The sequence below is a fragment of the Cupriavidus sp. KB_39 genome (assembly GCF_052114485.1).
Taxonomy (GTDB): Bacteria; Pseudomonadota; Gammaproteobacteria; order Burkholderiales; family Burkholderiaceae; genus Cupriavidus.
The window spans coordinates 26719-43326 of the sequence record NZ_JBFREV010000001.1 but is presented as its reverse complement, the minus strand read 5'-3'; the positions used below and the strand labels follow the sequence as shown (position 1 = coordinate 43326).

15 protein-coding genes are annotated in these 16608 nt (G+C 68.3%); 5 read left to right on the top strand and 10 right to left on the bottom strand.

The window, feature by feature from the left end:
* Positions 1-39 precede the first annotated feature (39 nt).
* The 7 genes from AB4Z27_RS00185 to AB4Z27_RS00155 all read right to left on the bottom strand — a co-directional run bounded on the left by AB4Z27_RS00185 (position 40) and on the right by AB4Z27_RS00155 (position 6877).
* Positions 40-438: a cupin domain-containing protein gene (locus AB4Z27_RS00185; RefSeq protein WP_441643708.1), complete on the bottom strand. Its 399-nt coding sequence runs from the start codon at positions 436-438 to the stop codon at positions 40-42.
* 75 nt (positions 439-513) lie between these two features.
* Positions 514-1341, bottom strand: a complete 828-nt coding sequence (locus tag AB4Z27_RS00180) for an AraC family transcriptional regulator (RefSeq protein ID WP_441643707.1) — start codon at positions 1339-1341, stop codon at positions 514-516.
* A complete protein-coding gene (locus tag AB4Z27_RS00175) occupies positions 1334-2299 on the bottom strand; it encodes a patatin-like phospholipase family protein (RefSeq protein WP_092294785.1) in 966 nt (321 codons plus the stop codon). Before AB4Z27_RS00175 ends, AB4Z27_RS00180 begins: the two co-directional genes overlap by 8 nt.
* A gap of 305 nt (positions 2300-2604) precedes the next feature.
* The gene (locus AB4Z27_RS00170) at positions 2605-3072 is read right to left on the bottom strand and encodes a carboxymuconolactone decarboxylase family protein (RefSeq protein ID WP_149138057.1); all 468 of its coding nucleotides are present in this window, start codon (positions 3070-3072) and stop codon (positions 2605-2607) included.
* A 107-nt stretch (positions 3073-3179) separates the two neighbouring features.
* Positions 3180-4457 carry an Nramp family divalent metal transporter gene (locus AB4Z27_RS00165; RefSeq protein ID WP_092294789.1) on the bottom strand — a complete coding sequence of 426 codons (1278 nt, stop codon included), beginning with the start codon at positions 4455-4457 and terminating at the stop codon, positions 3180-3182.
* Positions 4458-4620: 163 nt separating this feature from the next.
* Positions 4621-5193: a diguanylate cyclase gene (locus AB4Z27_RS00160; RefSeq protein WP_441592772.1), complete on the bottom strand. Its 573-nt coding sequence runs from the start codon at positions 5191-5193 to the stop codon at positions 4621-4623.
* Between the two features lie 142 nt (positions 5194-5335).
* Positions 5336-6877 (bottom strand): acetyl-CoA hydrolase/transferase family protein, encoded by a 1542-nt coding sequence (locus tag AB4Z27_RS00155; protein ID WP_441643706.1) that lies wholly within the window; start codon positions 6875-6877, stop codon positions 5336-5338.
* A gap of 283 nt (positions 6878-7160) precedes the next feature.
* On the opposite strand from AB4Z27_RS00155, the gene AB4Z27_RS00150 reads away from it, so the two are divergent.
* The gene (locus AB4Z27_RS00150) at positions 7161-8942 is read left to right on the top strand and encodes an FAD-dependent oxidoreductase (RefSeq protein ID WP_441643705.1); all 1782 of its coding nucleotides are present in this window, start codon (positions 7161-7163) and stop codon (positions 8940-8942) included.
* A gap of 57 nt (positions 8943-8999) precedes the next feature.
* On the opposite strand, the gene AB4Z27_RS00145 is transcribed toward AB4Z27_RS00150, so the two are convergent.
* A complete protein-coding gene (locus tag AB4Z27_RS00145; protein ID WP_441643704.1) occupies positions 9000-9977 on the bottom strand; it encodes a hypothetical protein in 978 nt (325 codons plus the stop codon).
* Between the two features lie 453 nt (positions 9978-10430).
* Between AB4Z27_RS00145 and AB4Z27_RS00140 the strand changes: the two genes are divergently transcribed.
* From AB4Z27_RS00140 to AB4Z27_RS00125, 4 genes are all read left to right on the top strand, one after another.
* Positions 10431-10757 (top strand): hypothetical protein, encoded by a 327-nt coding sequence (locus AB4Z27_RS00140; protein ID WP_092294799.1) that lies wholly within the window; start codon positions 10431-10433, stop codon positions 10755-10757.
* Positions 10758-10952: 195 nt separating this feature from the next.
* On the top strand, positions 10953-12029 hold the full coding sequence (locus AB4Z27_RS00135) for an alpha/beta fold hydrolase (RefSeq protein ID WP_441643703.1): 1077 nt from the start codon (positions 10953-10955) through the stop codon (positions 12027-12029).
* A 41-nt stretch (positions 12030-12070) separates the two neighbouring features.
* A complete protein-coding gene (locus tag AB4Z27_RS00130; RefSeq protein WP_441643702.1) occupies positions 12071-12913 on the top strand; it encodes a class I SAM-dependent methyltransferase in 843 nt (280 codons plus the stop codon).
* A 122-nt stretch (positions 12914-13035) separates the two neighbouring features.
* Positions 13036-13515, top strand: a complete 480-nt coding sequence (locus AB4Z27_RS00125; protein ID WP_092294806.1) for a nuclear transport factor 2 family protein — start codon at positions 13036-13038, stop codon at positions 13513-13515.
* A gap of 64 nt (positions 13516-13579) precedes the next feature.
* Here the strand turns inward: AB4Z27_RS00125 and AB4Z27_RS00120 are convergent, their stop codons facing one another.
* A complete protein-coding gene (locus tag AB4Z27_RS00120) occupies positions 13580-15337 on the bottom strand; it encodes a dipeptidase (protein WP_441643701.1) in 1758 nt (585 codons plus the stop codon).
* A gap of 78 nt (positions 15338-15415) precedes the next feature.
* Positions 15416-16561, bottom strand: a complete 1146-nt coding sequence (locus AB4Z27_RS00115; protein ID WP_092294810.1) for an FAD binding domain-containing protein — start codon at positions 16559-16561, stop codon at positions 15416-15418.
* Positions 16562-16608: the final 47 nt, after the last annotated feature.

Below are 16608 nucleotides of genomic sequence, written 5' to 3'. Positions count from 1 at the left end.
CGGTTGGGGCCGGGCCAACATCCCACCAACCTCCACCCATCAGATCCAGACGTCGTTTTGCGCAGTGCGCTCGCCCACGTCGTCGCCCGTATTGCGCACGCCGCGCGGCTCGATCAGCAGCATGCGCACCTCGCCATCGGCAAACGGTTTGTGCTCGATGCCACGCGGCACCACGTACATCTCGCCGGCGCGCAGGTCCACGTGGCCGTCGCGGAAGTCGATGCGCAGGTGGCCGTCCAGCACGATGAAGGTCTCGTCGGTGTCGGCGTGGCTGTGCCAGACGAAGTCCCCCRCGATGCGGACGATCTTGAACTGGTAGTCGTTCATCTCGGCAATCACGCGCGGCTGCCAGTGGTCCGAAAACAGGGCGAGCTTCTCGGCGAAGTTGATGGCGCGGTAGGGGGTGGGATTGGGGGTGGGATTGGGAGTGGGGGACATGGGGCGCTCCTTCGGATGGGATGAAGGCCCGAGCATGCGCCGCCGGCGGGCGGGCCGTCTTGTACGATCGTGCAGCTACGGCGTGCGCCCCAGCGTGCGAAGCCAGCGCGCCGGCGTGATGCCGAAGGTGCGCGCGAAGTGCCGCGTCATATGGGCCTGGTCGGTGAAGCCGGCCCACGCGGCGGCGTCGGCCAGGGTCTGGCCGGCCACGATCAACCGGCGGGCCATGTCGAGCCGGCGCATGGTCAGGTAGCGGTACGGGCTGGTGCCGAACAGTCCACGGAAATCGCGCGACAGGCGCCAGCGGTCCCGGCCGGTGGCGGCTTCGAGTTCGTCCAGCGTGACGATGCGCGCCACGTTGTCGAGCAKGAAGGTCCGGGCCGTCTCGGCGGCACGGTAGTCGAGCGCCTGCCAGCGCCCCGGCGTAGTGCCGCCGGCGACGGCCGCCAGCGCGTGGGCCAGGTCGTAGAGCGCGTCGTCTTCCTCGAGCGGGTCGATCGGGCTRTCCATCGCGCGGAGCAGGGTCTCGGTGGCGGCGAACAGCCGGGGGTCGTCCGATCGGCCGCCCGGGATGAACGGCAACGGCCGGCCGCCCAGCGCGCGCTGCACGTGCGCGGGCTCGACATAGATCATCCGGTACTGGAAGCCGGCCTCGGTGCCGGCCTGGCCGTCGTGCGGCTCGTCGGGGTGCAGGACGATGGTGCCACCCGGCAGGCTGTTGCAGACGCCGCGCCGATAGGAAAAGCGCTGCACGCCGGTCAGCGTGCGGCCAATCGCGTAGGTGTCGTGGCGATGCATGTCGTAGCCATGGCCGCCGATAAACGCCTCGATCCGCTCCATGCGCTGGGCGGACGCATCCCGCCGCATCCAGTCGCGCCGGCCCGGCAGTACCCCGTCACCCATGCGTGTGGCCGGGGTGGCTGTGCGAGTGGCTGGGGGCGGCGTGCGTGTGGATGTGGTCCGCCTCCGGGGGCGGGGAAAGATCGGCGCTGCAGCTGGGCGACGACTCATCGTGGCTATGCGGCTCCAGCGCGCCGGGCACGCGGCGGCTCTTCAGGCCATCGGCACGCAGCCAGGCCACGGTGGCTTCGGCGGCGCGGTCGATCAGCTCGCCGCAGCGCGTGTAGTCATAGGGCGAGACATCGAGCGGACAAAGCGGCGGCACCACGGCGATATGCGCGTGGTCGGCCCAGCGCTCCAGGTCATGCACGAGTTGCCGCGCCACCAGCAGGGACAGCGCATTGAGCGCGTGTTCCACGGCGCCGCGCGGCGGGCGGCGCTCGGCGCAGGCGAAGCCGGCCGGCAGCACCACGATGCGCGTGGCGCCCAGCCGCACGGCCGTGGAAACGGGCGTGTTGTTGGCCACGCCGCCATCGATCAGCGCGCGGCCTTCCACCTGCACCGGCGGAAACACGCCCGGAATGGCCGCGCTGGCCAGCACCGCATCGACGATATTGCCCGAGGACAGCACCACTTCGTCGCCGGTATGCATGTCCGTCGCCACCACATAGAGCGGCAGGCTGGCATGTTCGAGCCGGGATTCGCCGAAGTGGCGCGAAAGTAACTTCTGGAGGCCGAACGATTCGACCAGATGCCCGCGCCGCCCGCCCAGCATGCCGAGCATGCTGCGCCAGGACCAGGGCAGCACCTCGGCCCGGCGAATGCCGCGCCAGAGGCTCTCCAGCTTGGCCGTGCCTTCCTCGTGCGGATGGCAGGCGAAATACGCGCCGTTGATGGCGCCGGCCGAGGCGCCGATCACCATGTCGGGCGCCAGGCCCCACTTCACCAGTTCCCGCAACATRCCGACCTCGATGGCACCGAGGCTGCCTCCACCGGCAAAGACGAATGCTGTTTTTTCCATGGCTGGGCGCGCGGGGAGCCATCCTCCCCGGATTCTCGATCTGTTAGTGGCCACAGCATAGGCCACTTCCGGGCGGGAGCGAAAGAGTCTGTTAGTGCGGGAGTGTCGGGCGCTTGTTATGCAATTAACCGCCAGGAATTTAGCGCGACTGCAGAGGCCGGCTGGCAGGGGATGGGGTCGAAGCATGATGCGGACACCGCACGCGGYACGCGAACGCCAAATACGAAAAAGGCGCCGGCAGCGGAATCCCGCTGTCGGCGCCTCGCGGCAGTCCAACCTGGCGCGCTAGAGAAGCAAAAGCCCGATCAGAAGCCGGGAGCCGGCGTTTCCGGAATCTGGTTGCGCAGGCTCAGGTTCATCACGTTCCAGCCTCGGATGGCGGCGATGGTGTACGACAGCTCGGCGATTTCCTGCTCGCTGAACTGCTCGCGCAGGGCCGGCCAGGCGGCGTCGGTCAGGTCCTGGTGGGGCAGTGCGTTGACGGCCTCGGCCCAGCCCAGCGCGGCGCGCTCGCGGGCGTTGAAGAACGAGGCGGGGGCTTCACGCCAGCCGGCGATGGCGTTCACGTGGCGCGGGTCCAGGCCCTGCTTGATCAGGTCGCGCCAGTGCATGTCCACGCAGACGCCGCACTGGTTGATCTGGGACACACGCAACTGCACGATCTCCACCAGACGCGGGCCCAGCGAGCTTTGCTTGACCGAACCCGACAGCGCGATCATGGCCTTCAGGTTGGCCGGGGCGAGCTGGAAGAAGTTAATACGCGATGCACTCATGATGGTTCCTCACGGTAGTTCAAGGGAGTTGGCGTGCGCCCTTTGCGCTTGCCTTTCCCTGTAAGACGTACCGTGAACCCGGCTTGTGACAGCTTTTCCGAAAATTTTTAACCCAGCCATTCCCGGAAGGTGAGCACGAGCATGGCCGCGTTCATGGCGATGATGATGCCGACCGTCAGCGAGGCCAGGATCACCACGCTGCGCGGGTTGGCGTAGGCGCCCATGCGGGCGCGGCTGCTGGTGAAACGCACCAGCGGAATCGCCGCGAACGGCAGTTGCAGGCTCAGCACCACCTGGCTGGCGATCAGCAGCTGCGCCACGCCTTTGTCGGCATACAGCCACGCCACGATCAGCGCCGGCACGATGGCCACGCCGCGCGTGACCAGCCGCCGCGCCCACGGCGCCAGCCGCGTGCGGATAAAACCCTCCATGACCACCTGCCCGGCCAGCGTGGCGGTGACGGCCGAGCTTTGGCCCGAGGCCAGCAGCGCCACGGCGAAGATCACGCTGGCCCAGGCGGCGCCGGTCAGCGGGGAGAGCAGGTGGAAGGCCTCCTGGATCTCGGCCACCTCCGCATGGCCGCTGCGGTGGAACACGCCGGCCGCCGTGACCAGGATCGCACTATTAATAAAGAAGGCGATGGCGAGTGCCACCAGCGTGTCGATGGCCGTGTAGCGCAGCGCCCGTTGCAGCGCCGGCGCATTGTCCTCGACGGTGCGCGTCTTGACCGCCGCCGAGTGCAGGTAGAGGTTGTGCGGCATCACCGTGGCGCCGATGATGCCCGTGGCGATGACCACGGCGTTGGCGTCGGTGAGCGAGCGCGGCGAAGGCAGCAGCCCCCAGCCCACCTCCGACCAGGACGGCTCGGCGATGATCAGCATCGCCACGAAGCACAGCAGCACCAGCGTAATCATGCTGATGACGAAGGCTTCCAGCCGCCGGAAGCCGCGCTGCTGCAGGATCAGCACCAGCAGCACGTCCAGCACGGTCAGCGCCACGCCAGCCAGCAGGGGGATGTTGAACAGCAGGTTGAGGGCGATGGCCGTGCCGATGACTTCGGCGAGATCGGTGGCGCAGATCGCCAGTTCGGCCAGGACCCATTGCGACCAGGCCGACCAGCGCGAGGCGCCGTGCCGGCACGCCTGCGCCAGATCCATGCCGGTGACCAGCCCGAGCCGGCTGGCCAGCACCTGGAGCAGCATCGCCATCAGGCTGGACATCGCCACGACCCAGAGCAGGGTGTAGCCGTAGGCGGAACCGCCCGCGAGGTCGGTGGCCCAGTTGCCGGGGTCCATATAGCCCACGGCCACGAGGTAGGCCGGTCCGAGGAAGCGGACGAACTCCCGCCACCTGGCGGCGGGGCGGCTAGGGATGACGACCGACACGTGCCCATCCTACGAGGTGATGACCGCGCATGGCGCTCCCGTTCACGTTGTGTGTGGCTCAGGTCGCTTGCACGACCAAGGCAGCCAATTTAGCCGAATTTTTCGATCGATGCGCTGAGGGCACATTGCCGGTGCGGTCATCCGGCGCCGGCATCGAGCGGGGCTAGGTGTGCTGCGCCACGGGCTTGGCGCGTGCCGCCTGGGCACGCAGGCAGCGCAGCAGTTCCTCCGCATAAGGCAGCACCACGAACAGGCCGAGCGCAGCGAACAGGCCGATCAGGTAGGACGACGGCAGGGGATCGCGTTTCGGGGTCAGGGTGAGGCGGGGCGGCTCGGCGCCGGCGCCGAACAGCGCCAGGAACTGGTCCCAGTGGGCGGCGGCCAGCATGACCACGGCCGTGATCGGCAGCATYTCCAGCAGGCTGTGCATGTGCTGCTCGTTCGGGGGCACCGTGCGCCGGGTCACCGCGTAGCGGACGTCGACCCAGGCGGTGACCGCGTGGACGACCACAGCGACGATCATGATGGCGAACAGCAGCGCGTTCACCTCGAAGAACAGCACCAGCAGGACCGGGACGCCCACCTGGACCATCATCAGGCTGTGCAGGGCCGATTCCCGGACGCCCGCGTTGATCTCGATGCGCTGGCGCCGATGGAACCACCAGTCGCCCAGCCCCGCGAGGATCCAGAGCGGGATCAGGCCGTACATCAGGATCAGGCGAACCGGTTCTTGCATGGCGTCTCCAGCGGTGGCGGGAGCGCGCCACCTTCCGGCACGGTGCAAGTGCCGTTCCATGCCGAAAAGGGCCCGTGGGAGGCCCGTAGGAGGCAGCCGGCAGCCGGGCGGGATGTAAAAACCGCCCGGTCGTGCAGAAACGTCAGGCCGCCAGCGGCGCGGCTTCGATTGGCTCGAGGGCCGTCGCCCGGGATGCCGGCAGCATGGTGCCGTGCTCGCGATAGTTCAGATGCCACGCAAACGCCTCTTCCAGCAGGTGCGGGGTCTGGCCGCCGCGCGTCTGGGCCCGGCGGAAATAGTCGAGCAGGCCGTCGCGGTAGGCCGGGTCGGCGCAATTGCGGATCACCTGGAGCGCCCGCTCGCGTGGCGCCAGCCCGCGCAGGTCGGCGAGGCCGTGCTCGGTGACGAGGATGTCCACGTCGTGCTCGCTGTTATCCACGTGGGAGACCATCGGCACGATGCTGGAAATCCGCCCGTCCTTGGCCACGGACTTGGTCACGAAGACCGACAGGTAGGCATTGCGCGCGAAGTCCCCCGAGCCGCCGATGCCGTTCATCATGTGCGTGCCGCCCACGTGCGTGGAGTTGACGTTGCCGTAGATATCGCACTCCAGCGCGGTGTTGATGGTGATCAACCCCAGCCGGCGCAGCACCTCGGGATGGTTGCTGATCTCCTGCGGCCGCAGCACCAGCCGCGACTTGTAGCGGTCGATCTCCTCCAGCACGCGGCGATAGACCGGCCCGGACAGCGTCATCGACGACGCCGAGGCAAAGCGCAGCTTGCCGGCGTCGAGCAGCGAGATGGTGCTGTCCTGCAAGACCTCCGAGTACATCGTCAGGTCATGAAATGGCGAATCTACGAGCCCGTGCAGCACCGCGTTGGCAATCGTGCCGATGCCGGCCTGCAAGGGCTGGAGCGACGGGGAGAGCCGCCCGGCGCGCACCTCGCGCTCGAACAGCGCGTTGAGATGGCCGGCGATCAGGCGCGTGTCGCCGTCGGGCGGCAGCGCGTTGGACGGGCTGTCGTCGCGCGCGGTGAGCACGATGGCCGCAATACGTGACGGATCGACGGGGATATAGGGCAGGCCGATGCGCTGCTCGACGGCAATCAGCGGAATCGGCTGGCGATACGGGCGCTGCACCGGGAAGTAGATGTCGTGCAGCCCTTCCAGCGCGGCCGGCATATTGGTGTTGATCTCGACGATGACCTTCTTGGCCATCATCGCGAAACTCGCCGAATTGCCAACCGAGGTGGTCGGCACGATGCCGCCGGTCTCGGTGATGGCGGCGGCTTCGATCACGGCGATGTCCACCGGGGCGAGCTGGCCGCTGCGCAGCTGCTCCACGGTCTCGCCCAGATGCTGGTCGATGAACATGACCTCGCCGTCGTTGATCTTGCGGCGCAGGGTGGCGTCGGACTGGAACGGCAGGCGGCGCGCCAGCACGTTGCTTTCGGCCAGGATCTTGTCGATGTCGTTGCCGAGCGAGGCGCCCGTGATCAGCGTGATCTGGAGCGGGTCGGCGGCGGCGCGGCGGGCCAGGGCGAAGGGCACGGCCTTGCAGTCGCCGGCGCGGGTGAAGCCGCTCATGCCGACCGTCATGCCGTCCTGGATCAGCGCGGCGGCCGCATCGGCCGACATGATCCGGTCCTGCAGGGCGGCCAGGCGAATGCGATCACGGTACATCTCGTCTCCTTGCTTGTTGGCTTCTGTAGCCTGTGGGGGCGTTGTCGGGGCCAGTGTAGCGAGCGCTGAATATTCTCACCATGATTTAAATCGCTAGAAGCCAGTCGGTTTTTTCATGGGTGACGCCGCCGTGCAAAGTGCCGCGCGCCGGGCAATTCGGCAAGCAACGGTGGCCATCGCTTCCTAAAATCTTCATGTGTGTTTCGTAGCCACGCCGGCTACTATCTCAGTCGAGTACGCAGTCGAGTCCTGTCCTACCTAGACCGAAATTGAGGGGAGTCGCATGGAGATGACGCAGGGAGCTTCGCAGCCCGAAGCCAGTCCGGACCCGGTTGCTGATCWGGTCGCCAATCAGGCCGCACATGAGCCGGTGGTAGGGCTGGAGGCGCCGTTTTCGGTGCTGGAAACCCGCAAGCACCAGATGTTTCCGACCCTGACGCCGGCCGAGATCGAGCGCGTGCGGCGCTTTGGCGCGGTGGAATCGTTCAAGGCCGGCCAGACGCTGTTCCGCGTCGGCGACCCGGCGCCGGGCATGCATCTGATCCTGACCGGCAAGCTCCAGATCATCCAGCGCGACGGGCTGGGCAACAGTTTCCCGATCAACGACGAGGGCCCGGGCCAGTTCCTGGCCGAGGTGGGCCAGCTCTCCGGCAAGCCGGCGCTGGTGGATGCCGTGGCGCTGGAGGACTCCACCGCGCTGGTGGTGCCGCCCGAACGGCTGCGCGCGCTGCTGGTGGCCGAGGCGGATCTGGGCGAGCGCATCATGCGCGCGCTGATCCTGCGCCGGGTGGGCCTGATCGAGCGCGGCGGCGGCCCGGTGCTGGTCGGCAAGGGCACCCAGCCGCTGCTGCTGGCGCTGCAAGCCTTCCTGCGCCGCAACGGCTATCCGCACAAGGTGGTCGATATCGACACCGACCCGGACGCCATGGCGCTGCTGGACGTCAGCAACGCGCCCGCGAGCGATTTCCCGATGGTGATTTGCCCCGACGGCGGCATACTGCGCGCGCCGGACGAGGGCCAGCTCGCCTCATGCCTCGGTTTGGTGCCTGAATTCGCGCCGGACCATATCTATGACGTGGTGGTGGTCGGCGCCGGCCCCGCAGGGCTGGCGACGGCGGTCTATGCCGCGTCCGARGGGCTGTCCGTGGCCGTGATCGACTGCCGGTCCCCGGGCGGGCAGGCCGGCGCGAGCGCCCGGATCGAGAACTACCTCGGTTTTCCCACGGGCATCTCGGGCCAGGCGCTGGCCGGGCGGGCCTTCGTCCAGGCGCTCAAGTTCGGGGCCCACGTGGCGATTCCGCTCGAGGTGAGCGCGCTCCATTGCGGCGAGAACCCGATCCGGATCGAGCTGACCGATGGCCGCATGGTGCCCACGCGCACCGTGGTGATTGCCAGCGGCGCCCAGTACCGGCGCGCGGAGATCGAATCGCTGGATCAGTACGAGGGGCGGGGCGTCTATTACTGGGCGTCGCCGGTGGAGGCCAAGCTCTGCAAGGACGAGCACGCGATGCTGGTCGGCGGCGGCAACTCGGCGGGGCAGGCGGCGGTGTATCTCGCCTCGCACGCGGCCGAGGTGCATATGCTGGTGCGCGGCGAGGGGCTCGAGGCCACCATGTCGCGCTACCTGATCGACCGCCTGAAGAGCCTGCCGAATGTCTTCCTGCACACGCACGCGCAGATCACGGCGATGGAGGGCGAGGGCTGGCTCTCCACGGTGCGCTACAGGGAGCGCTCCTGCGGCCCGGACTGCATCTCCCGGCCGATGCGCCACGTGTTCCTGTTTATCGGCGCCGCGCCGAACACGGAATGGCTGCGGTCCTGCAACGTGACCACGGACCCCAAGGGCTTCGTGCTGACCGGCTATGAAGCCCACCAGTCCTGCACCGAGCGCGCCGACTACACGCTGGAGACCAGCGTGCCRGGCGTSTTCGCGATCGGGGATGTGCGCTCGGGCTCGACCAAGCGCGTGGCCGCCGCGGTAGGCGAGGGCGCTGCGGTCGTGGCGCAGATCCATCGCTACCTGGCGGGCATGCAGGCCGGCCAGACCATGCAGGCGGTGGCCTAGGCGGCGCGGGCGGTACTCAGGCCGCCCACGCCACCGTCCGCCATCATCGAACCGCCGTCAGGCCGCCATCGCCGGAATCGGCACGCCGGCGGCGGGCATCGCGTACATCAGCGGTCCCATGGCGGCCTCGATGCGCGCCATCTGCCCGGCATCGACCATCCCGCCCAGCAGCTTGCTGAAGCGCGGTTCCAGCATGCCCGAGACGATGTAGGTCCAGCGGTACGCCTTGAGCACCACGGCTTCCACCTCGGCGGCGCGCGGGGCGTCTGGCGTGCCACGGATCACGCGCATGACGTAGTGCGCGTCGGCGGTGGCCTGGGCCTGCAGGATCTCGTCCACGGCGCCCACCAGCGCGATCAGGTCGTCGATGGCGGCATCACGCGAGGTGCGGCACATGCGGGCGTCYTCGCGCAGCCATTCCAGCTCGTCGAGGTTGGCGTGCTGGGACTCCTCGCGCCAGTGGTACAGGAACACGTCCTTGAACAGGTCGGACAGGTCCGGCGCGGTGCCGATGCTGCCGCGATAGTGCGCCTGTGACAGCAGTTCGACATGGCAGGTCAGCGCCAGCACCGCCCAGGTGCACTTGGAGAGCACGAAGGCAGCCACGGCGTTGGCGTCCGCCCCGAAGGTGTAGCCCGCCGGCATGCCCTGCGCGGCCAGTTGCTCGATGCGGCGGAACAGCTCCTGGTGCTTCAGTTCCTCGTCGGTGAAGCGCACCAGCGCCTCCAGCGCGACCTGATCGCCAACGCTGTGGGCCTGCGTCAGCTCCACCACCTTGGCCGAGACGAAGCGCTCCACCAGCCCGAACATATTGGCGTAGGTGCGGCCCTGCACCTGGCTCACGAAGCGGCGTTCGGCCGCGCTGAGGAACGGTAGTTCGTCGGCCAGGGACAGCCCGTCGGGCAGGAACTTGTGGGAGAGGTCGAAGGTGCGGTCGCGGATGACGTCACGGTCGATGTCCCAGCGGATGCGCTTGGATGCGGCGATACAGCGGGCGTAGCGGGCGGTGTCGGCTGACAGGGATACGGCTTGCATTGCAAAACTCCTCTGGAATGAACGGCGTCCATGCAGAAGGTGCCTGACAGGACGTAGGCGGATCATTCCAGCGGCACGCGCCGCCAACATGAGACGGGTGTCCCGGGTTTGGCGCGCTTCGAGGGTTTTGGAGTGGGGCGGTTGTCCTGCTTTAGGGCTTACCCTCTAACTGCCGTTTCTCGCCGCTTCATTTCGCTGAAGCCCCCGCGGAAGCGCGCCAGCGCCTCCGCCACCCCCCGGTAATTACCCGCGCCCGGGACCCTTGTCCCACGGAATCCCCCCGCACAGACCCTGACGAATCCCGCAAACCGGGACACCCGCCTCATGTTCGCCCGCACCCCGCTGCCCACAATCGGCCCCTCGAACAAGGAGCAGTGCGGCTCAGGCGATCCCCACACCGTTCCTTCATCCTGAGCTGTGATCGCCTTCCTGACGTTGTAGTTGGAGTTTGCGATGTACACGAATCTTGCCAAGACCCTCTTGACCGCTTCCTCGCTGGCCATCGGCCTGTGCAACCTGGCGTATGCCGGGCTGGGCGGCGATCGTTCCTCTTTCACCACCACCGCGGCGCAGGCCGGCATGTCTGCCTGCAAGGGCGGCAAGTTCGATCCGTACCAGGACGGCCTGCGCACCAGCAAGCCGGATCCCTACACCGACGGCGCCCGGATGGATCAGCGCGACCCCTACACCGATGGCGCCCGCATGGGTCAGCGCGACCCGTTCACCGATGGGGCCCGGATGGGCGCTGCCGGTGGCGGATGTCTGCTGCGCAACGCCTGACCGCGGATAATGCGCCGGGCACGGTATGCACCACGTCTGGCTTTCCGCACTTCGCGGGGCCAGCTGGCCGTGGTTTTGCCTGCACGCTGGGGATCGTTGACTAAGATTAGTCAATCGCCCGTTCCAAGCGGACGTGGTGAGCTATCGCCCCGGCGCCCTGCACCGGCCGTACCCTGTCCCGCGCGCGATCCCACCATGCCGATGCTGAAGCAGCAGATACGCCTTTGCACCAGCCTTGACCGGGTGCGACTGGCGTATGCCATCACGGGCAGCGGACCGCCGCTCGTGAAGGCCGCCAACTGGATGAGCCACCTCGAATTCGACGTGGGGAGTCCGGTCTGGAGCCACATGCTGTGCGCGCTGTCAGAGAACCACACGCTCGTGCGCTACGACGAACGCGGCTGTGGCCTCTCTGATCGCCACGTGGAGGACCTGTCCTTCGAGGCGTGGCTGCGTGATCTCGAAACCATCGTGGACGCCACCGGCGTCGATCATTTCCCCTTGCTGGGYATTTCCCARGGCGCGTCGATCGCCGTGGCGTACGCGGTGGCGCATCCCGAACGGGTGAGCCACCTCGTGYTGCACGGCGGCTACGCCCGGGGGCGCCTCAAGCGCAACCTCGGGGCCGAGATGCGCGAAGAAGCCGAGCTGATGGCGCGGCTGGCCGAACTGGGCTGGGGGCAGGAGAACCCGGCCTTCCGCCAGTTCTTCACCACSCAGTTCATCCCGGGCGGCACGGCGGAGCAGCACCGCTGGTTCAACGAGCTGGAGCGCGTGTCCACCTCGCCGGYCAACGCGGCGCGCTTCATGCGSATCTTCAACGACATCGAYGTGGTGGAACTGCTGCCGCTGGTGACCTGCCCCACGCTGGTGCTCCACGCCGTGCGCGACGCGCGCGTGCCGTTCGACGAAGGCCGGCTGATCGCCAGCATGATCCCGAACGCGCGCTTCGTGCCATTGGAGAGCGGCAACCACCTGCTGCTGGAGACGGAGCCGGCATGGGACCGGTGGCTCGAGGAAGTACGCGCCTTCCTGCCCGCGCCGGTGCCGGTCGACGACCCGGCGTTCCACACCTTGACCCGGCGCGAGCGCGACATTGTCGTGCTGATCGCGCAGGGCCGCGACAACGCACAGATCGCCGCCTACCTCGGGCTGTGCGAGAAAACCGTGCGCAACCACATCACGAGCATCTTCTCGAAGCTCGAGGTGGAAAACCGCTCGCAGGCCATCGTGCTCGCGCGTGAGGCCGGGTTCAACCGGTCCCGCGCGTAAGCCGGCGGACCTGCCGGGCGCACAATCAGGAGACTCCCATCATGACGACTACCCCCGACGCTGCCGCTGCCCCGGCGACTTCGCCCGACCTTGCCGCCCTGAAAGGCCGCCAGCAGGTGGCCTGGGCCAGCGGCGACTATGCCGTGATCGGCACCACGCTCCAGATCGTGGGCGAGCAGCTTGCTGAAKCCTGYGACCTGCGCTGCGACGAGCGCGTGCTCGACGTGGCCGCCGGCAACGGCAACGCCACGCTGGCGGCGGCGCGCCGTGGCTGCATCGTGACGTCCACCGACTATGTCGGCGCACTGCTGGAGCGCGGCGCCGAGCGCGCCAAGGCCGAGCGGCTGGAGGTCTCCTTCCAGCAGGCCGACGCCGAGGCGCTGCCCTTCGACGACGCGAGCTTCGACGCCGTGCTCTCCACCTTCGGCGTGATGTTCGCCCCGGACCAGCCCAAGTGCGCCGCCGAGATGGCGCGCGTGACCCGGCCCGGCGGCCGCATCGGGCTGGCGAACTGGACGCCGCAGGGCTTCGTCGGCCAGATGTTCAAGACGCTGGGCGCCTACGTGCCGCCGCCGGCGGGGGTGTCGCCGCCGTCCAAATGGGGGGTGGAGGAGCACCTGCGCACGCTGTTCGCACCGCATGGGGTCGATGTCCGCGTGACGGCGCGCCAGTTCAACTTCCGCTATCGCTCGGCGGCGCACTTTATCGAGGTGTTCCGCACGTGGTACGGCCCGGTCCACAAGGCGTTCGCCTCGCTGCCGGCCGACAAGGCCAGCGCGCTGGAAGCCGACCTGACCACGTTGCTCAACAGCTTGAACGTGGCCGGCAAGGATTCGATGGTGGTGCCGAGCGAGTACCTGGAGGTGGTGGCGACGAAGCGGTAGGGGGGGCGGGCGCGGTCGCCCACCTCCCGAAAATCTCCTTGACATACAGATCTGTCTACTTCACGATAGTAGACAGATCTGTCTCATTCCGGCGATAGCCAWCCCATCCTCAAGGAGCTTCGATGTCGACCCAACCCGAATCCCGTCCRCCGTTTCCGCCCTTTACCCGCGAGAGCGCCGCCCAGAAGGTCCGGGGGGCCGAGGATGGGTGGAACAGTCGCGATCCGGCGCGCGTGGCGCTGGCCTATACCGTCGACAGCCAATGGCGCAACCGGGCGGAGTTCGTCACGGGGCGTGCCGCGATCGAGGCYTTTTTGTCGCGCAAGTGGCAGAAGGARCTCGATTACCGGCTGATCAAGGAGTTGTGGGCGCACGATGGCAAYCGYATYGCGGTGCGATTTGCGTACGAATGGCATGACGACTCGGGCAACTGGTACCGGTCGTATGGCAATGAAAACTGGGAATTCGACCAGAACGGTCTGATGCAGCGGCGCTTTGCCTGCATCAACGATGCCCCGATGCGCGAGGCGGACCGCAAGTTCCACTGGCCGCTGGGCCGCCGCCCGGATGACCACCCGAGCCTGAGCGACCTGGGGCTGTAAAGATGTAAAARCCGGCATGCGGGGGGGGCGCCGCTGCACCCCCGCCGCGCATGCCGGCGCCGGCTTACTGCATGGTGTCCAGATTGCCGATGCGGACCAGCATCTCGGTGAACATCTGCATGTCCAGGTTCAGGTCGGCCACTTCCTTGTACTCCTTGGCGTTGTGCGCGGTGTACTTCTTGCCGGGCATGGCCGGGCCGAAGTTGATGGCGTTCGGCATCAGCTTGGCCGTGGTGCTGCCGGCCGTGGGCACYGGCTTGGCTTCGAGCCCRGTGGTGTCGCCGTAGATATTCAGCAGGGTAGAGAGCCAGGCGCCCTTGGGGTCACGCGCCATCCAGTTGCCCTGGTCGTGCTGGATCTCGACCGCCGTCTGCGTGGCGCTGGCCCAGGCGTTGATCCTGGTCGCCACCCGGGYGCGCAGTTCGTCCGGCGTGGCGCCGCGCGGCATACGCACGTTGGCGGTGACTTCAAGCTTGCCGTTGCGCTCGCGGATCAGCGTGGGCGACATCGTCAGCGGGCCCATGAAATCGTCCCGATAGCCCACATCCATCTTCTCGCCCAGATAGCCGGTGCCGTACAGGTCGCCRAGGTAGCGGATGGCGCGCGCGTACTGGTTGTCCGCGAACGGCACGCCGGCGCCTTGCAGGAACAGCGCCAGGCGCGGTACCGGGTTCACGCCTTCTTCGGGCCGGGAGCCATGGGCCGACGAGCCGGTCACCTTGACGTCCACGCCGCCGGCGCCCGGTGTCACGTCGATCGAGAACTTGCCCTGCGCGGCATGCTGGGCGATGAACGGCTCGCGCGCCTTCTCCAGCGCGGCAGCCACGGCGGCCGGATCGCCGCCCGTGATGCGTGCCGTGGCGGTCTGCGGAATCGCGTTGGCGGACGCCGCGCCAGCCATTGCCACGATGGCGGGGGCCTTGCCGTCCGTCGGCCGGTCCGCGAAGCGCACCGTCAGCGCGCCCGAACCCTTCTCGGCCACCACCGCCGGGTACTTGCTGTCCAGCACGATGTTGTACGCCGGCAGCGTGGTGTGCGCCTGGTAGTACTTCATGCCGTCGCCGCCGGTTTCCTCGGTGGTTTCGATCATCAGACGGATCGTGCGGGCCAGCGGCACGCCGCTCTCGCGCACGGTCTTCATCGCGTACATTGCCGCCGCGATCGAACCCTTGTCGTCAATGGTGCCGCGCCCGTACAGGTAGTCGCCCACGCGGGTCACCTTGAACGGGTCGAGCTTGGTGCCATCGTCGAGCACCCATTCGTCGGCCACCACGGGCACTACGTCGGCGTGCGTGAGGATGCCGAAGGTGTCCGCGCCGGTGCCGGGCAGGATCACCTCGAACACGCGGTTGTCCACGTTGCGATAGGTCAGGCCGAAGTCCCGGGACATGCGTTCGACCACCTTGCCGAACGCGATGATGGCGGGGTTTTCGTGCTGCGGCACCTTTTCGTCGCGCACGGTGCGGATCGCCACCATCTCGGTGATGCTGTCCAGCACGGCGGTTTCGTTGTGGAGCCGGTTATAGACACCGAGCAGCCGGCCGATGTTGACGAGATYGTCGCCCTTGAGCGGCTTCTTCGCCCGGTAGGCCCGCACGGCCGGSGCCAGCTTCGGCTCGGTCTTYACGGCGGCGGTCAGGAAGGCGTTGAAGCTGGCCGGCGGCTTGGCCGACTGGCTGGCGACCARATGGTCCAGCGCRGGCTTGGCCAGCGTCTCGGCCAGCGCCGCGCCGGGGATCGACATRGCGAGCAGCGGGGCGAGCAAGGCAGCCAGCAAGGCGGCCCGCAGGGGGGAGGTCGGCACGGCAGGCAGGCGGTTCATCGATGTCTCTCGTACGGGTCTTGTGATGGATGCGCATGATAGCAGCGCCTCCATCGCCCGCGTCGACCGCGCCGGGGGTCAGGCGGCGTCGTGCCGGCCCATGATGCGGGTGCCCAGTGCCATGCCCCAGCGCACGAGTTGCGCGCCAGCTGGCAGCTGCGTGCGCTCCCACTGGGACAGCGCGGTGTCGATGCCACCGCGGTTGGCGTGCAGCGCRCGSCCCAGCGCCACCGCATTGCCGGCCGCCTTGCCCGCGCCGGCGCCGGTATGGGGGCGTGCGACGAAGGCCGCGTCGCCGGTCAGCACCACGCGGCCGAACACCATGCGTGGCGCCTCGTAGTCGTGGATCAGTTGCAGGAAGGGATCGGGCGTGCCGGTGACCAGCGCGGCGAGGTCCGGCGCGAGGTCGCGCACCGCCGCGTGGCGCAGGCCATCGATCTCGCCGTCGCGCATGACGCCCGGCGGGAGCGAATGGAGGTGCTGGTGCCCCACGCGGTCCCGCAGCGCCGCGTCGCGCGCCGGGCCGCTTGGTAATGGGCGATACCAGACCCAGTTCTGCCGGCGCTGCCCCGGGGCGGTCTCGCCGTTTTCGCCGGGAATCAGGTAGGTCAGCAACTGGTGGCCGTGCCCTTCCTCGAAGGCGAAGTTGTTGTGCAGGAGCTGGCGCGTGGCGTCTGGCAGGGCCGACTCGGGCAGCACGCCGCGCCAGGCCGCGTAGCCGGCGTAGGCCGGTGCGGCGCCGGGCAGCAGTTGCGCGCGCACGGTGGAGAGCGGCCCGTCCGCCGCCACGAGCAGGTCGGCGGTCTCCGTGCGGCCCGACGCGAAGCAGGCGGTCACGCGCGCGCCATGCTGGCGCAGCGCCAGGAAGGTCTCGCCCGCATGCACGGCGCGGGGGCCGAGCGCCTGCCGCATGTGACCGTACAGGCCGTTCCAGGCGATCTGCGTCTGCGGCATGTAGACGCGGCGCACGTCGCCGTCACGCGTGACGAAGATGCGGCCGCCCGAGGGCACCCCGAAGTCCTCGGGCAACGGCACGCCGGCAAAGCCGAGTGCGTCGGCCACATCGGGCTGCAGGACGAGGCCGCCGCCCCGGCTGTCCAGCGCCTGGGGCGAGCGTTCGAACACATCCACGTGCCAGCCGATGGCGCGCAGGCAGAGGGCCGTGAACAGGCCGCCGAGAGAGCCGCCGATGATCACGGCGCGAGGGGTGGAGGTTGGATGCATGGTCGTCAGGGAGGTGGAGGCGTCTTCGCATCGTAGGGGCGGGCCCG